Raw genomic sequence first — 17,324 nt, 5'->3', positions numbered from 1 at the left:
TTATAATTTAGATATTTTTTTGTTGTTTTTCATAAAGCTAAGAACGATATAACCTAATAGAAAAAAAATAGCAAGTATGAAAATTGAATTTCGCATCGAATTTGTTATGGAGGCAACAAATCCAAAAATAAATGTCCCTACGACAATTGATATTTTTTCGGTTACATCAAAAAAACTAAAATAGGTTGCGTGGTCTTCTGTTTCTGGTAATAATTTAGAAAATGTTGAACGTGACAATGATTGAATAGCACCAAGAACCATTCCTATCACACCTCCTATAGCCATAAACTGAATGTCAATGTATTTATTTTTTGCTTCTAATAAATAAATCGAAAAACAAATAAATCCCCAGATTGCTATAGTCAGTTTAAGTGTTTTTATGTTCCCTATTTTTTCTGATATTCTTGAAAATATGTATGCGCCAAAAATAGCAACTACATTTACTAATAAAATTAGAATTATTAGTTTACTTGTGCCAATACCTAATTCTTTTTTTCCATAAATTCCAGCTAGTAATATAATTGTTTGCACACCAATACTGTAAAGAAAAAAAGCAGTCAAGAATTGTTTTAGATTTGTTTGGTTATTGATGCTTTTTGAAACTATTTTGAGCTCTCTCAATCCTTTAAAGATAAAATCTTTCTCCGGTTTTTTATGATAAACATTATTAGGTAAATAATGAAAAGTCACTTGTGCAAAACCAATCCACCAAATACCAACAGTTAAAAATGAAATCCTAGCAGGTAATGAAGAATCTGTTATCCCGTACCATTCAGGCATCATCACCATAGTTAAATTAAAAGCCAATAAAAGAATAGATCCAATATAACCATACATAAATCCTTTTGCACTTACTCTATCATATTGTTCAGGATGAGCAATTTCAGGTAAGTAGGAATTATAAAATACAATACTTCCCCAAAAACCAATACTGGCTAAAATAGTACCTGTAATTCCAATCCACAAAGTGTCTTGACCCTTAAAAAAGAACAACCCCATAACTGATAACGAACCCAAATAACAAAAAAACTGCATAAACCGTTTTTTGTTCCCTGTATAATCAGCTATCCCAGACAATATTGGAGAAAGAATTGCAATAATTAAAAAGGAAAATGATAAAGAATAAGATAACAAAGAGGAATTATTGAAATCAGTACCCATAAAGTGGACAATACCATTATTGTCACTAGTTACTGCTTCATAATAAATGGGAAAAACTGCAGTTGCAATAACTAAACTGTAAACTGAATTAGCCCAATCGTAAAATGCCCAAGCGTTTATTAACTTTTTATCCCCTTTTTTTAAATCTAACATTGTATTTTATTTTTTACGAATTTATTATTTTTTAACAGTAAACCCAATAAAAAGTTAAATAATATAAAAATTTCATTTGTATATAAACCAAAAAAAAGCCAAATCGATTGAAATGGCTTTCTGTTTATACGTTTCATATTTTTATTTAAATATCACTCCAAATTTTGCAGCTGTTGCTTTTGCTTCTGGAATCATCGCTTTTAAATTAGCAATCCTTGTAGCATCTGAAGGGTGAGAACTTAAAAATTCTGGTGGTGCTTGACCACTTGAATTTTGTGCCATTCTGGTCCAAAATGCAATTGCATCATCAGGATTGTATCCTGCAATAGCCATTAATGTAAGGCCAATTTTATCAGCTTCCGTTTCATGATTTCTACTATATGGTAACATTACTCCTACTTGAGAACCAATACCGTAATATTGCTGCCACATTTGTTGTTTTTCCTCGCTTTGTCCCCCAGTTGCAACAGCTACACCTACAGCTCCAAGTCCTTGAAGTTGCGAAGCACTCATACGTTGGGCTCCATGATTTGCTAGTGCGTGAGATACTTCGTGTCCCATAACTGTAGCTAAACCAGCATCATTTTTAGTAATAGGTAAAATTCCGGAGTAAACAACGATTTTTCCTCCTGGCATACACCAAGCGTTAACTTCTTTACTGTCTACTAATTTATATTCCCATCGGTAGTCATTTAAATATTCAGTTTGCCCTAATGAGGCAAGGTATTTCTCTGCTGCCACTTTAATTTTTATCCCAACATTCTCTACACTTCTTGCATCGGATGTACCCGTAATCACTTTGTTTTCTTTCAAAAAAGTACCGTATTGCTGAAAAGAAGACGGAAACAATTCACTATTGGAAACAAAGTTCAATGTTCTTTTACCTGTAACAGGATTTGTAGCACAAGAAAATAGTAATCCCAAAGTGCAAGCTCCTAATATTATATGTTTTTTCATGATAATTGAGTTTAATAGAACAAAAATACAATTAAAGTTAAACATTTATTTATAAAATTAAATTCAAATGTTTCATTTTTTTGGTATTTCTATTCACCGATAAGTTGCAAAACGGCAAATTCCTTATCTACAATAAGATAATTATCTATTTCAAAAGCTTCTTTATCAAAAGCAACTTTTTCGCTATCAATTTTGATACTCTTTATTTTAAATGGCAAGCCTATTAGATTTAATTTATACTTTGAATAAGTAGTAACGTACTTTCCTTCTTTATGCAATTGAATGATTAATTTATTAGCTTTCCCAGTCAATTGAAAAGACAGAAAACTATACCTTCCTTTTTTATAATCATAACCATCTTGTGCATCTTCATATACAACTGATTTTTCCTTACCTTCTTTATAATAAATATCTAAAGTTAACTCGTCAAATTCTAATTCGCCTACATATTGTTGAACTGGATATTTTGGGATAATCGCACCAGATTTTATAAAAAGTGGAATTTCATCAAATTTAGTATCTATCCACATTTCCTTTCCTCCAACAACTAAGGAATTGGTCCAATAATTATACCATTCGCCTTTAGGAACATACATACGTCTACCTAAAGCATTTGGCTCTAGAATGGGGCAAACCAAAATTTGATTTCCAAATATAAATTCGTCGTTTCTATAATGGGTTTGCGTGTCATCTTGATCATAATATACTAAAGGTTTCAACATAGGAATTCCTTCTTCAATATATTGCCAAAACATTGTGTATAAATAGGGTAATAATTGATAACGGAGGTTTACAAATTTACGGGTGATATTGATGACCTCCTCGTCAAATGCCCATGGTTCTTGACTTCCATGATCACCTGAGGAATGGGTTCTACAAAAAGGATGAAAAACCCCTAATTGAATCCATCGTGCGTACAATTCTCCAGAAGGTTGTTCAGCAAAACCACCTATATCAGATCCTGTGAAACCCATTCCCGAAATAGACATTCTTTGCATTTGAATATTTGCAATCCATAAATGCTCCCAGGTAGCTACATTATCTCCAGTCCAAGAAGAAGAATAGCGCTGTGCACCAGAATAAGCAGACCTTGTAATAATAAAAGGACGTTTAGGGTAGGCAAATCTTTTTACTCCATGATAAGTGGCTCTTGCCATTTGGGTTCCATAAATATTATGTGCTTTTCTATGGCTACATGGGTTTCCATCATAATCGTGGCGCACATCCATAGGAAAAGTTTTGTTAGGAACTTCCATTACTGCAGGCTCATTCATATCATTCCAAACACCTTTTACCCCAATATCTGAAATTAATTCTTTAAATAATCCAGCCCACCATTCTCTTACTTCGGGATTTGTATAATCTGGAAAATTACATTCTCCAGGCCAAACTTTTCCTTTCATATAAGGTCCATCCGCTCTTTTACAGAAATAATCTTTCTCTAATGCTTCATTGTAAACCGAATAATCTTTGTCAATCTTTATTCCTGGATCTATTATAACTACAGTTTTAAAACCATCAGCAGCTAATTCTGCCACCATTCTTTTAGGGTCTGGAAAATATTCTTTATTCCAAGTAAAACATCGAAAACCATCCATATAATCAATATCTAAATAAATTGCATCACACGGAATTTTAAGTTCTCTAAATTTAGCTGTAATTTCTTTCACATTGCTCTCAGGATAATAACTCCATTTACATTGGTGGTAACCTAAAGTCCATAATGGAGGTAGTTCAGGTTTTCCAGTTAGGTCTGTATATGTAGTAACCACATCTTGCATCTGAGGTCCATAAATGAAATAATAATTCATCTCACCACCTTCTGACCAGAAACTGGTTACGTTTCTTCTTTCATGACAAAAATCAAAAAAAGTTCTAAAAGTGTTATCGAAGAAAATACCGTAAGATTGTTTATTTTGTAATCCAATATAAAACGGAACTACCTTATACAATGGTTCCTGATCTTTTTGAAAAGCATATTGATCAGTGGCAAAATTCTCTAACCTTTTCCCTTTTAAATTTAATTGGGTTGCTTTATCTCCAAGACCGTAAAAACATTCACCGTCTTTTGAGGCTTTGCTCATTTTTACAATATTTCCACCGTACTCATAGCTCTCTTCCCAATGAAAACCCAATTCATCTTCGAGTATAACATTATCTTTTAAATCAAAAATAGACAATCTCATGTCTATTTTTTGAATTCTACATTGTACTTTACTGGTTTTTATCTGGTAGTATTCAGCTTCTTCAGTGACTTCAAGAAAATTATATCCATGGGAATGGCTTTTATCAATTGCATAGGAGAAATCATTACTAAAATATCCTTTTGTTGTGAAACGAAAACGGATTAAACTGTCTCTTAATACACTGACTTTTAAAATTACACTGTTGTCTGTATGAAAATATACGGAATCAACATCATGCTCAAATGAAACTATTTTTGATGGGTATAAATCACCCTTAAATTCTAATTCTGTATTTGTAATCATCTTAAAAAAAATTAATTTTAAACCCTTAATTTACTGGGTTCAAACATACGAAAATTCTATTCTAACTATTTGGAATAAAGGTATTATTCACGAAAACGATGTAGTTATTCAATACCTTAAATCTTAAAGTAAGAATATTGTATAGCTAACTTAAATGCCTGAATAATTCAATAAAATTGAATTATGAAATTTTAAAAACAACAACACTTAAAGGAGGTAGAGTTAATGCTATAGAATATTCTCTACCATCGTAAGGGGTAGATTCTATTTTTAATTTACCAGAGTTTTGTACACCACTTCCTCCATATAAATTGGCATCACTATTAAAAATCTCTATTAGTTTACCATTTCTCGGTAAACCGATTCTATAATCAGAACGTACTATTTGAGTGAAATTACAAACCACAATCACATCATCTTTAGGGTCGTTCCCTTTTCGAATAAAAGAAATAACTGCATTTTGATGATCTGAATAATTAATCCATTCGAAACCATCGTCACTAAATTGTTTTTCATAAAGTGCTGGTTGCGTTTTATACAATGAATTTAAATCAGTAACAGCTTGCTTCACTCCTTCATGATACGGATATTCCAAAAGATGCCAATCTAAACTTCCTTCAAAATTCCATTCTTTACTTTGCCCAAACTCACAACCCATAAATAATAATTTGGCCCCTGGGTGAGTAAACATATATCCATATATTAATCGCAAATTAGCAAATTTCTGCCATTCATCCCCAGGCATTCTACCTGCTATGGATTTTTTACCATAAACCACTTCGTCATGAGATAATGGCAACATAAAATTTTCAGAAAAAGCGTAGGTCATTGAAAAAGTCAAATCATTTTGATGGTGTTTACGATACACCGTTTCCTTTTGAAAATATTCTAAAGTATCGTGCATCCATCCCATCATCCATTTCATACCAAAACCTAAACCTCCCATATCTGTTGGTCTTGAAGCCATTGGAAAAGAAGTGCTTTCTTCAGCAATGGTTTGAACACCTTCAAAATTAGCATAAACAGCTTCATTGAAATCTTTTAAAAAACTGATCGTGTCTAAATTTTCACGTCCTCCATAAATATTAGGCTCCCATTCTCCTTCTTTTCTAGAATAATCCAAATATAGCATTGAGGCTACAGCATCTACACGCAAACCATCTGCATGATAATGTTGCAACCAGAAGATCGCATTACTGATTAAAAAAGAACGTACTTCATTACGTCCATAATTAAAAACTAAACTTTTCCAGTCAGGATGATAACCTTTTTTACGATCTGGGTGTTCATAAAGATTCGATCCGTCAAAAAATCCTAAGCCATGAGCGTCATCCGGAAAATGTGATGGAACCCAATCCAGGATTACTCCTATTCCTGCCTGATGTAATTTATCAACCAATACCATAAAATCCTGAGGTTTCCCAAAACGAGAAGTCGGGGCAAAATAACCCACTAATTGATATCCCCATGAAGGATCATAGGGATATTCCATGATAGGCATAAACTCTACATGAGTAAAGCCAGTTTCTTTCACATAATCCACTAAATCCTCAGCAAATTCTAGATAAGTTAAAAAACGATTGTCTTCAGGATGTCTCTTCCAAGAGCCTAAATGTACTTCATAAACCGAATAAGGTTTGTCTAAACCATTATGATCTTTACGGGTATCCATCCATTTAGCATCCTGCCATTTATACTCTAAATCCCAAATTACTGAGGCGGTATGTGGTGGTTTTTCGCAGTAAAATGCAAAAGGATCCGCTTTTTCGGTTGTAATTCCTCCGTTATTAGATTCTATTTTATATTTATAAATCGCTCCTTTATCAAGATCTGGGATAAATCCTTCCCAAATACCTGAAGAATCCCATCTAACTTCTAGAAGATGTTCTCCTTGAGTCCAAAAATTAAAATCACCTACAACTGATACTGATTGCGCTGTTGGTGCCCATACAGCAAAATAAACTCCTTTGACGCCGTTTAATTCTATCAGGTGAGCACCTAGCTTTTCATAAAGTCTAAAATGCTTTCCTGCTTTAAATAAATCAATATCAAAATCAGTAAAAAGAGAATGCGGGGTAACTTTGGTCATATGTTAGAGTATAATTCCATTTGAATAAAAACAAATTAGAATATTAATTTAATAAAAATTATAAAGCTTAATTAATTTTATAATTGTCTGGAATGGTAGATCCTTTTTTGATTACAACTATTCCTTCTTTTATAGAATATAATTCATTTGAGAAATCATCTAAATGTTTCCCTCCATTAATGTAAACATCATTCCCTATACGGCAATTTTTATCCACAATTGCGTTATTAATAAAACATCTTTCACCAATTCCAATTAATGTTTTATTATTTGCTTTTTCCTCGTTCATCCCCTCAATACTTTGATAGAAATCATTACCCATCACATAACAGTTTTGAATAATAGTACCCTCTCCTATTCTGGATCGAATTCCTATAACAGAATTTTTAATTTCTTTTGCATTCAAAATACAACCTTCAGAAATTAGTGATTTATCAATTATTGTTTTTTTGAATTTTGATGGAGGTAATAATCTTGGTCTCGTATATATTTTATTGTTGTTATCAAATAAATTAAATTTAGGAACATCATCTGTCAAACCAATATTTGCTTCAAAAAAGGAATCAATATTTCCAATATCAGTCCAATACCCTTCGTATTGGTAGCTTAATATTTTTTTAGTACCGACAGCCTGGGGAATAATTTCTTTACCAAAATCTTTAGTATCAGGGTTTTTCATTATTTCAACCAATAGTTTTTTATTGAAAATATAAATCCCCATTGAGGCTAAATAATGCTTGCCTTCACTTTTCATTTGCTCACTTACATCTGATTTCCAATCTGGCAACAACTCCTTAGCTGGTTTTTCAATAAATGATTCGATACAACTTTCATTATTCGTTTTAAGAATCCCAAATTCCGGTGCATCTTTTGCGTTTACTGGCAAAGTAGCTATTGAAATATCAGCTTCACTTTTAATATGCGCTTCTATCATTTCATTAAAATCCATTTGATACAACTGGTCTCCTGAAAGAATTAAAGCATAATCAAATTCATGGTTTAAAAAATGTGGCATACATTGCCTAACAGCATCAGCAGTTCCTTGAAACCAAGTAGGGTTATCAGGAGTTTGCTCAGCAGCAAGAATGTCAACAAAAGATTGACTAAAAACACTAAATGCATAGGTGTTTTTTATATGAGCATTTAGGGATGCTGAATTAAATTGGGTCAATACAAACATTCTATAAATATCTGAATTCATACAGTTTGAAATCGGAATATCTACAAGTCTATATTTACCTCCTATTGGAACAGCTGGTTTAGACCTTGATTCAGTCAATGGATATAATCTAGAACCTTGTCCTCCACCTAAAATAATTGCAATAACATTTTTCTTTTTTGGTTTCATATTTTGTTAATTATTAAATTGTAAACATCTAAGTATTCTTGACAAACACGCTCCCAAGAATGATCAGTGCTCATCCCTATTTTTCTTATTTTGTTTAAATGTGTTTTATCCTTATATAAATTCACGGCCCTTTGAATCGAATAACAAATATCTTCAACACTAGCTTGGTCATGACATATTCCGTTTCCATCATCGCCAAAGTCTATTACGGTATCTTTTAAACCTCCCGTTCGTCTAACTATAGGTATAGTCCCGTATCTTAGAGAATACATTTGGTTTAAACCACAGGGTTCTACCCTTGAGGGCATCAATATAAAATCGGCTCCCGCATAAATCAAGTGAGCCAATTCTTCATTATATCCTATAAACACATTGAAATTTCCATTATAGACGGATTGCAAATGAGTAAGTTCTTTTTCTATGTTTGGATTTCCAGAACCTAGAATCAAGATGTTAATAGCCTCTTTATTATCAGTCAAAGCAATTTCTGAGGCTTTTGGTAAAAGATCTCCTCCTTTTTCATCAAATAGTCTTCCAATAAAACTAAAAAGAGGTTTAGATGGATCTAAATTGAATTGAGAGCATAGTTTTTCTTTGTTAGCTTGTTTCCCTTTCACTAGATCTTTAATAGAGTAATTTTTAGCTAACATCTCATCCGTTTTTGGATTCCAAACTTCAATGTCTATCCCATTTAAAATCCCTCTTGATTTATACCTTACGGAATTAAACAAAGATTCTAATCCATTGGCAGAATAATTGATTTCATTCAAATAATTAGGGGAAACTGTTGTCACGGCCCAAGCGCATTTTATTCCAACAGCTAATGAATTAATACAATTGTCCCATTCTAAAATTGAAGTATGAGACCTATCAAATTCTGGCAAATAATTCATTTTATCAAAACCAAATTGACCTTGGTACAAACCATTATGGATAGTAATTATTGAAGGTGTTTCTTTTAGTTTTTGGTATTTATTTGCATATAACATCATAAACGGAATCAGACCAGTATGATGATCGTGGCAATTGATTACATCTGGAATTTTGTTTCTAGAAAGGACCCAATCTAAAGTAGCTATTTGAAAAGACAAAAATCTTTCAATATCATCCGTATAGCCATAAACATCTTTTCTTTCAAATAATTCTGGGATATCAATCAAGTACAATTCAAATCCCAACTTGTCTGTAGTTTCTTTAAGAACATTGAAAGAATAGTTAAAATTCCCAATTAGTACATTACCAGAATATACGTTTTCGAAAACATTTTCTTTTCTAAATTTAGTGTCATAACATGGAATTACAACTCTAACCTTATGCCCTGCTTTATTTTGATATTTTGGTAATGCACCTACCACATCGGCTAAACCACCAACTTTTGCAACGGGATAACATTCGGCACTTATATGAAAAATTTCCATCTGTAATTTTTATTGATAATTATTATTGAATAACAATACTACGCACTATTGTTAATCCCTACCTTTATTTATGGTTAAGTAAATGCTATTTATGTATTATTTTTTTTGAAAAATATACTACATTTAAGTTTTCTAAATTTAGAAAAAAATACGTACAATAAGAAACCGAATGAATATTTATTGAAATGACAAAAAACAGCAACAATCCTGAAAAAACACTAAAAATTCCAAGGATTATAGTATTAACTGGCAAATTAATCGCATTTATATCCCCAAAACTAGTAACCTTATATGCTGCCAAATTATTTACAACCCCTATAAAACATAAAGTTCCGAAGAGAGAATTAGAAATGGATCGCAATAGCATTCAAAAAACCATTCACATTCCAGCTGTAAATAAAAAAGTCCATATTTATAAGTATGGTACAAGTAACAAGAAAATATTATTGGTTCACGGATGGTCCGGAAGAGGAACACAATTGGTTAAAATAGCTGATGAATTAGTTAAAGCAGGTTATTCAACAATCAGTTTTGATGCTCCTGCTCATGGAAAATCTCCGGGAAACAACACTATTATGGTCGAATTTATCGCATCTATTTTAGAAATAGATAGGCAATTTGGCCCATTTGAAGCTGCTATAGGACACTCGTTAGGTGGAATGTCTGTTTTAAATGCAGTAAAAGAAGGTTTTAAAGTTAACAGTCTAGCTATTATTGGTAGTGGAGATATCGTTCAGGATATCATTGATGATTTCGTGCTTAAACTGGAATTAAAACCTACCCTCGCTAAAAGTTTACGAATTCATTTCGAAAAAAAATATGGAGGAAATATGGATGATTATTCTGCGTATAGAGCAGCAAAAGAAATTGAAATTCCTGCATTAATCATTCATGATGAACAAGATTTTGAAGTTCCTGTTAAAGCGGGTCTTCATATTCATGACCATTTAAAAAACAGCGAGCTTATGATTACAAAAGGTTTAGGCCATCGTAAAATTCTAGGAAACCATGCAGTAGTTGATAGAGTAGTTAAATTTATTACTAATCACTAAATTCAAATTACTACCTTTATAAAAAACAGTATCATTATGGAATATCCTTTAGAAAAAACCGAAGAACAATGGAAAGAAGAATTAGGTGAAGAAAGATACCGCATTCTACGTCAAAAAGGTACTGAGCGTCCCCATACAGGAACTTATAATCTTCATTTCGAAAAAGGAACTTACTGTTGTGGTGCCTGCTCGGAACCACTGTTCGAAAGCAACTCCAAGTTTGATGCACACTGCGGTTGGCCCTCTTTTGATGATGCAATTCCCGGAAAAGTAAAATACATATTAGACAAAACCCATGGAATGACACGCACAGAAATTGTTTGTGCTAACTGTGGAAGCCATTTGGGACATATCTTCAATGACGGCCCAACTAAAACCGGTCAACGTTATTGCGTCAACTCCCTTTCAGTAGATTTTAAAGAAGAATAAAATATGGATTTGTTTGGAGAAACAAATAATTGGGTATCAAACTTAAATCCAATTCTAACTAAATACAAAGACCGGAGACACCCTTTGGAATATAAAAATTTGTATCAGTTAATGGTTATGGTTGTATTGTCGGCACAGGATTCTGATGCCAACATCAATTCGATAGCTCCTGCTCTGTTTTCTAAATATCCAAACCTGGAAAGCCTGGCGATTTCAAATAACGAAGCCTTATTTCCTTATATCTCAAAAGTTACAAATTTCGGCACCAAAGCCAACTGGCTTCTTGAAATCGCCAAAATTCTTCAGAAAGACGATAATATTCCGCTCAACATGAGTTCATTAATTGCATTAAAAGGAATTGGTCGGAAATCGGCCAATGTCATTCTTCGGGAGTCAAATATACCCGCCAAAGGAATCATAGCCGATTTACACGTCATTCGGGTTGCGCCAAGAATCGGTATAATTCCTGAAATCCAAGACGGAAATAAAACCAAAAAACAATTGATGCAAGTGTTGCCAAAAGTTATTTGGGGTGAAATTGGCATGGCAATTTCGTTTCTGGGAAGGGAAATTTGTCGCCCGAATCCCAATTGCAATGACTGTCCTATTACAACTTCATGCAAATATTACAATCAAAAATAACCCATACATTTATTTATGGCGTGACCTTCATGAAAAAGTCAGGTCGGGTCATTCGTTACAAATCCTCGCACTTCCTTCGTCAGGCTGCGGGTTTTTCGCTTCTACCCCTCACGCAAACAGTTGAATATATTTATAGCCCAATTAATTCAAGAACAAGATTTTATACTATAAATTTAAAAAAAATGTTTCTGTTGAAATCCATTTACAACTGATACTTAAATTATTATATTTACAAAACTATTAACCACCAGAATAAATAATAACCATTCGATGAAAAAATATGCTGTCCTACTTTTGATCCCTTTTGTATTTTCACAATGTAAAAGTGTCAAATCAAATCAACCTGAAAATTTTGCAATTGTAATTCACGGAGGTGCCGGTACAATCTTAAAAAAGAATATGTCACCCGAATTAGAGGCAGAATACAAAGCCAAACTCGAAGAAGCAGTTAAAGCGGGCTACCAAGTACTTAAAAACGGTGGATCAAGTATCGATGCGGTAGAAAAAACTATCAATGTGATGGAAGATTCCCCATTATTCAATGCTGGAAAAGGTGCCGTTTTCACTAATCAGGGAAAAAATGAACTAGACGCTTCCATTATGGACGGAAAAACATTAAAAGCGGGTGCAATAGCCGGAGTAACCACTGTGAAAAATCCCATAAATCTTGCAAGAGCAGTTATGGAAAAATCAGAACATGTTATGTTAGCAAGAGAAGGCGCAGAATATTTCGCTAAAGAAAACGGAATTGAATTAGTCAACCCTTCTTATTTTTATACTGAAAATAGATACAAATCTTTATTAAAAGCCCAAGAGAAAGACAAAATTGAATTAGACCATTCGGGAAAGACTTCTTTTTACGATCCATTTATTAAAGATAATAAATTTGGAACCGTAGGCTGTGTCGCATTAGATAAAAACGGAAACCTTGCCGCTGGTACTTCAACTGGTGGAATGACTAATAAAAAATGGGGACGCATCGGTGATACTCCCATCATAGGAGCCGGAACATATGCTAATAATAATACTTGCGGAGTTTCATCAACAGGCTGGGGAGAGTTTTTTATTAGAAATGTAGTTGCTTATGATATCTCGGCATTAATGGAATACAAAGGTTTGTCATTAGAGGATGCGGCTAAAGAAGTAATTCAAAAAAAGCTAACAAAACTAGGTGGTGATGGAGGAATTGTGGCTATGGATAAATATGGAAATATTACAATGGAATTCAATACCGCTGGAATGTATAGAGCTTCAATAAATACAAAAGGAGAATTGATGATTGGTATTTATGAGAAATAGTTAATCTAAAATTTTCATTTAAAATAAAAGGAGCTAAAATCAAATAACTTGATTTTAGCTCCTTTTATTTTAAATTTAACAGGAACAAAATAGAATGTAAAATCTTGATTACAAACACATTCTGCCTACAATTTTTGATACTGAAGTTATTTCAGTCGTGTTTTCAATAGTAGGACCGGCAACCCAAACGGTTTTATAAGTAACCTGTGTAGCTGCTTGAGTAACAGCATTCGATCCTATCATGTACCGAATCATTTTTACCCACTTTTTTAAAGTTTTATTTTTATTTAATGTCTTTTCAATCCATGTTTGTTGAGTTCCTACTTTTTGAACATAGGGAGTATTTATAACTGTACATGGTGTTCCCGATATTTTCTCAGTCAATACAATATCTTTAGCACCATAATCTACACAGGCTTGTTTGTATTCCTCTGAAACCCCAGATTCATATGAAGCTATAAAAGGACTTCCAACAGATACACCTATTGCTCCATAGCTTAACATTTTATCAAGCTCTATTTTTGTACTTACACCACCCGCAGAAATAACGGGCAAAGAAGTGTATAAATTCAATTCTTTTATTAATTCCTCTGCAGATAAATCCCCTCTGTGTCCACCTGCTTCGTTGTTTACAGCAATTAAGGCATCTCCACCTAGACTTTCAACCTTTTTGGCGAAAGCCAAATCAGTTACATCACAAAATACTTTAATTCCAACTTTATGTGCTTGTTTAATAGTCTCCTCAGGTGAACCTAAAGAAGTAATAATAAAATCTACTTTTTCTTCACACAAAACTGCTAATTGATCTTTGTATTTGATATTCGATTTATTCACTATTAAATTATAACCAAAACTTCCACCAGCAACTTTAGCCTCTCTAAGTTCAATTATCGAAGTACGCAATTCATCTAGTGTACGGTAATTTAAAGCTGGAATACAGCCCGCAACACCCGATTTCATTCCTTCAATGACCATTTTAGTATTAGAAACCAGAAACATAGGCGCCATTATTAATGGACGATCAATCTGTAAAAGTGAAGTAAGCGAAGGCTTTGTCATTATTTAAATTTTTAATTGATACAAATATAACCAAATATACTATGCGTGCCTAGTATTTAAAACTAAAACAAATTTTGAATGAATATAAGTTAAATGATTAAATTCCAAATAGAACTGATAGGATTTAAACAACTAATCTAATTGTAACTGTAGTTCCTTCGTTTTCAGTGATAGAAATATCAATTGGGTTTTTATTAGAATTTTGTAATAAAATAATTCGTTCTCTAGCTATTTCAATACCTCTTGAAATATGGAATTTTGATTTTTTTATTGCTTTTAAACCTTTCCCATTATCCTTAATTTTACATTCTAAAATTGATCCTTCAATCATATTAAAATCAATATTAATTTTTGGAGAAGGATAAAATAAATCAAAAGCATGTACAAATATATTCTCTACAAAAGGTTGTATTAACATAGGTGGGATTTCTAAATTAGCTTGATCAACAGAGAAATCAACATTAATATTACACAATATACGATCTGAATATTGCATATTTTCGATGAAAATATAACTATTTAAATATTCAATTTCATCTTCTAATTTTAAAGTTTGTTTTGATGAATTTTTTAATGTTTGTCTCATTAAACTTGAAAATTCACTTATGTATAACGAAGAAGTGGTTTCGTCTTTTGCAACGATATATTTTTGAATAGAATTTAGTGCATTAAATATAAAATGGGGATTCATCTGATTTGATAATGCTTCAAATTTCACTTCCGCAATTCGTTTTTCTACAATTATTTTATCTTTTGCTTTCTTTTTCAATCTTAAATAATAGAAAAAAGCAATTCCAATAATAAAAATAACAACAAGGGTAATAAACCACCAACTTAACCAAAAAGGTGGAGTAATAATAATATTAAGCAAGTTGAATTGAGTGAATTTTCCAGCATTTGAATCAAAAACCTCAATTTGCAAATTATAATTTCCATATGGTAAATAAGCTAAATATAAACTAGTTTTATCACTATACGGACTCCATCTATTTGTACTATTTAATCTATATCTAAATTTCAACTTATCAGGAACAACATGTCCTTCAGGGATGAAGTCAATAGAAAGGGAATTCTGATTATAATCAAGACTCAATTCATCCGTAGGATATCGGAACCAATCGAAATTGGATTTAGCCATAGGAACATTATTAATCGCTATGTTTTTAATCGACATCTTTGAAACCGTTGGCTGTTTTTTTAAAAGAGTAGTCAAATCAATTGTAAAAAATCCTTTTTTGGTACCTAACCACAACTGTTTATCAAAAATTTGTGAAGTAGTGAATACGCAATCATTCAATCCTAATTCATTATCAATTAATCGAATTTTCCCTTTATGATAAATATTAATTCCTTTTTCGGTTCCAATAAAAATGTAATCCTCGTAAGCCTCTAGAAACAATATGGACTTTCCTACGATTTTATCTTTATGGATAGTTTCTAATATTTTGAATGATTTTCTATCATCTACAACAAAAACACCTCCAAACTCAGCTGATAAAATCAATTGCCCTTTGTTATTTATTGTAATATGTTTAAATTTTTTCTCTTTCCAAATACCTTCAGCCAAATAAGAATGAAATTGATTGTTTTTATAAACATATAAACCATTAAAAACAGACAACAAATACGTTTTGTCTTTGTTGGTAACAATTTTAACAATATATTGTGGAGTATTTTTTTTTAACTTTGAAAAATGTTTAACGCTTGGACTGTGAACATCTTCATATAATCTGACGCCTGCATAAGTAATAGTCTCAATAAATTTATCATCATACGTAAATCCCATTTTTAAACTATGTTTAGGTAAGTAATTTATAATGTTTCCTAAACTGTTTATTTCAAATATACCTATGTTACTGCCTATCCAAAAAGAATTTTTATTTTTAACCATTTCATAAAACTCAATTCCACTGACTGGAATTGTGAAATCTAATTCAAAATCTCTTGATTCAATTCCTTGCTTGTTAAATACTTTATTTCCTTTTTTTAAAAAATTTAATTCAAAATTTTTAAATTCAACAAGTGAAATAGTTTTTAAAATTTTCTCCTTTGAATCTAAAATAGTTAAACCTTTGTTGTGCAAAATTAATTTCTGTTTGCCTAAATTCTCGAAATCTATTACTGATTTAGCCTCAAATAAATTGTAATCAATTATTCTATCCAAACGAACTTCATAAATTCCTTTATCATTAGAACCTACATATAAAATATCTTTAGATTTATCATACACTACATTTAATAAAATTTTGGAATCTATTCCGAAATGTTCCGAAACATCAATCATTATATCATTATCAATTTTGTAAAGTCCCCCATCTGGGGCATACACTCCCCAAGCAGCAGCATAAATTGAGTTTCTTTTGTCTTTGGCATATTGCCAAACAAAAGATTTTCCGAATTTAGTATTGGTAATTTTATCTTTTAAAATATCATTTATATTAAATTTATCTATAAATCCTTCATTACTACTATAAACTGTTGATCCATAAATAGCTAATGCATATGTGTTTTTATGCAAAAAAATTGGGGTAATTTTTGGATTAGCATCCGATTCATCAATTTTAAACAAACCATTAAAAATAGATGCAAAATAAATTTCATCTCCGTATTCAAAAAACGAAATACTAATAAAATCTTCTTTATGAAAAGGTACTTTTGGTGTTACTAATTTATTTGTGTTTATATCAATGATTGAAACTCCCTGCTCCGTACCCACATATATCTTATGTTTAAAAGGAAATACTTTTCGCGTTTTATCCGATAGTAGGCCATTTTTTGTTGTAAACACAGTAAATTTTTTACCATCATATTTACTAATACCTCCTCCATAACTTGCAAACCACATATTTCCGTTACTGTCCTGACAAATATCCCAACAGCTGTTATGCCCTAATCCATCGGATTCATCCAGATTAGAAAACACACCATTTTCCATTTTGGAAACACCATTCTCAGTTCCTATCCATAAAATGTCGCTCGAGTCCAAAAATAATGACCGAACCGCATTATTAGGCAAACCATCAGCGGTAGTATAATTTTTGGAAGGCAAATATTGTCCAAACAGGGAGTATGTAAAAATAAAAAATAAATAAAAACAACTATTTTGCAATTTCATTCATACGTAATTAATGATAGTAATAATATAAAAAGGACAATCACTAAATATACGTCTACTATTAGATCCAACAAGCTAAAATAATCTTAAAAAAAATAGAAAGCTCTAAATTA

The 17,324-nt window shown here is 31.8% G+C and carries 12 protein-coding genes; 4 read left to right on the top strand and 8 right to left on the bottom strand.

Going from position 1 to position 17,324, the window contains the following annotated elements; genetic code table 11:
• The 6 genes from FLAK523_RS11125 to FLAK523_RS11100 form a co-directional block, all read right to left on the bottom strand.
• Nucleotides 1–1,314, bottom strand: coding sequence for an MFS transporter (locus FLAK523_RS11125; protein WP_248903387.1), 1,314 nt, complete (start codon nt 1,312–1,314; stop codon nt 1–3).
• A 141-nt stretch (nt 1,315–1,455) separates the two neighbouring features.
• The gene (locus FLAK523_RS11120; protein ID WP_248903386.1) at nt 1,456–2,271 is read right to left on the bottom strand and encodes a M48 family metallopeptidase; all 816 of its coding nucleotides are present in this window, start codon (nt 2,269–2,271) and stop codon (nt 1,456–1,458) included.
• Nucleotides 2,272–2,360: 89 nt separating this feature from the next.
• Complete coding sequence (locus FLAK523_RS11115) at nt 2,361–4,760, bottom strand: glycoside hydrolase family 31 protein (protein ID WP_248903385.1); 2,400 nt, start codon at nt 4,758–4,760, stop codon at nt 2,361–2,363.
• 181 nt (nt 4,761–4,941) lie between these two features.
• On the bottom strand, nt 4,942–6,849 hold the full coding sequence (gene glgB / locus FLAK523_RS11110; RefSeq protein ID WP_248903384.1) for a 1,4-alpha-glucan branching protein GlgB: 1,908 nt from the start codon (nt 6,847–6,849) through the stop codon (nt 4,942–4,944).
• A 67-nt stretch (nt 6,850–6,916) separates the two neighbouring features.
• Nucleotides 6,917–8,197, bottom strand: coding sequence for a glucose-1-phosphate adenylyltransferase (locus tag FLAK523_RS11105; RefSeq protein WP_248903383.1), 1,281 nt, complete (start codon nt 8,195–8,197; stop codon nt 6,917–6,919).
• Nucleotides 8,194–9,615, bottom strand: a complete 1,422-nt coding sequence (locus tag FLAK523_RS11100) for a glycogen synthase (protein WP_248903382.1) — start codon at nt 9,613–9,615, stop codon at nt 8,194–8,196. The genes FLAK523_RS11105 and FLAK523_RS11100 overlap by 4 nt, the downstream gene beginning before the upstream one ends.
• 185 nt (nt 9,616–9,800) lie before the next feature.
• On the opposite strand from FLAK523_RS11100, the gene FLAK523_RS11095 reads away from it, so the two are divergent.
• From FLAK523_RS11095 to FLAK523_RS11080, 4 genes are all read left to right on the top strand, one after another.
• On the top strand, nt 9,801–10,667 hold the full coding sequence (locus FLAK523_RS11095; RefSeq protein ID WP_248903381.1) for an alpha/beta fold hydrolase: 867 nt from the start codon (nt 9,801–9,803) through the stop codon (nt 10,665–10,667).
• Between the two features lie 36 nt (nt 10,668–10,703).
• Complete coding sequence (gene msrB / locus FLAK523_RS11090) at nt 10,704–11,096, top strand: peptide-methionine (R)-S-oxide reductase MsrB (protein WP_248903380.1); 393 nt, start codon at nt 10,704–10,706, stop codon at nt 11,094–11,096.
• 3 nt (nt 11,097–11,099) lie between these two features.
• Nucleotides 11,100–11,738 (top strand): endonuclease III, encoded by a 639-nt coding sequence (gene nth / locus FLAK523_RS11085; protein ID WP_248903379.1) that lies wholly within the window; start codon nt 11,100–11,102, stop codon nt 11,736–11,738.
• Nucleotides 11,739–12,008: 270 nt separating this feature from the next.
• Entirely contained in the window at nt 12,009–13,037 is a 1,029-nt protein-coding gene (locus FLAK523_RS11080) for an isoaspartyl peptidase/L-asparaginase family protein (protein WP_248903378.1), read from the top strand.
• A 108-nt stretch (nt 13,038–13,145) separates the two neighbouring features.
• Here the strand turns inward: FLAK523_RS11080 and FLAK523_RS11075 are convergent, their stop codons facing one another.
• Nucleotides 13,146–14,096 carry a nitronate monooxygenase family protein gene (locus tag FLAK523_RS11075; RefSeq protein ID WP_248903377.1) on the bottom strand — a complete coding sequence of 317 codons (951 nt, stop codon included), beginning with the start codon at nt 14,094–14,096 and terminating at the stop codon, nt 13,146–13,148.
• Between the two features lie 124 nt (nt 14,097–14,220).
• Nucleotides 14,221–17,211 carry a histidine kinase gene (locus FLAK523_RS11070; protein ID WP_248903376.1) on the bottom strand — a complete coding sequence of 997 codons (2,991 nt, stop codon included), beginning with the start codon at nt 17,209–17,211 and terminating at the stop codon, nt 14,221–14,223.
• Between the last annotated feature and the right edge of the window lie 113 nt (nt 17,212–17,324).

Origin of the sequence: Flavobacterium sp. K5-23 (assembly GCF_023278045.1) — a bacterium.
Taxonomy (GTDB): domain Bacteria; phylum Bacteroidota; class Bacteroidia; order Flavobacteriales; family Flavobacteriaceae; genus Flavobacterium.
The sequence above is the reverse complement of the archived record's forward strand: the minus strand, read 5'-3'. Positions and strand labels throughout refer to the sequence as shown.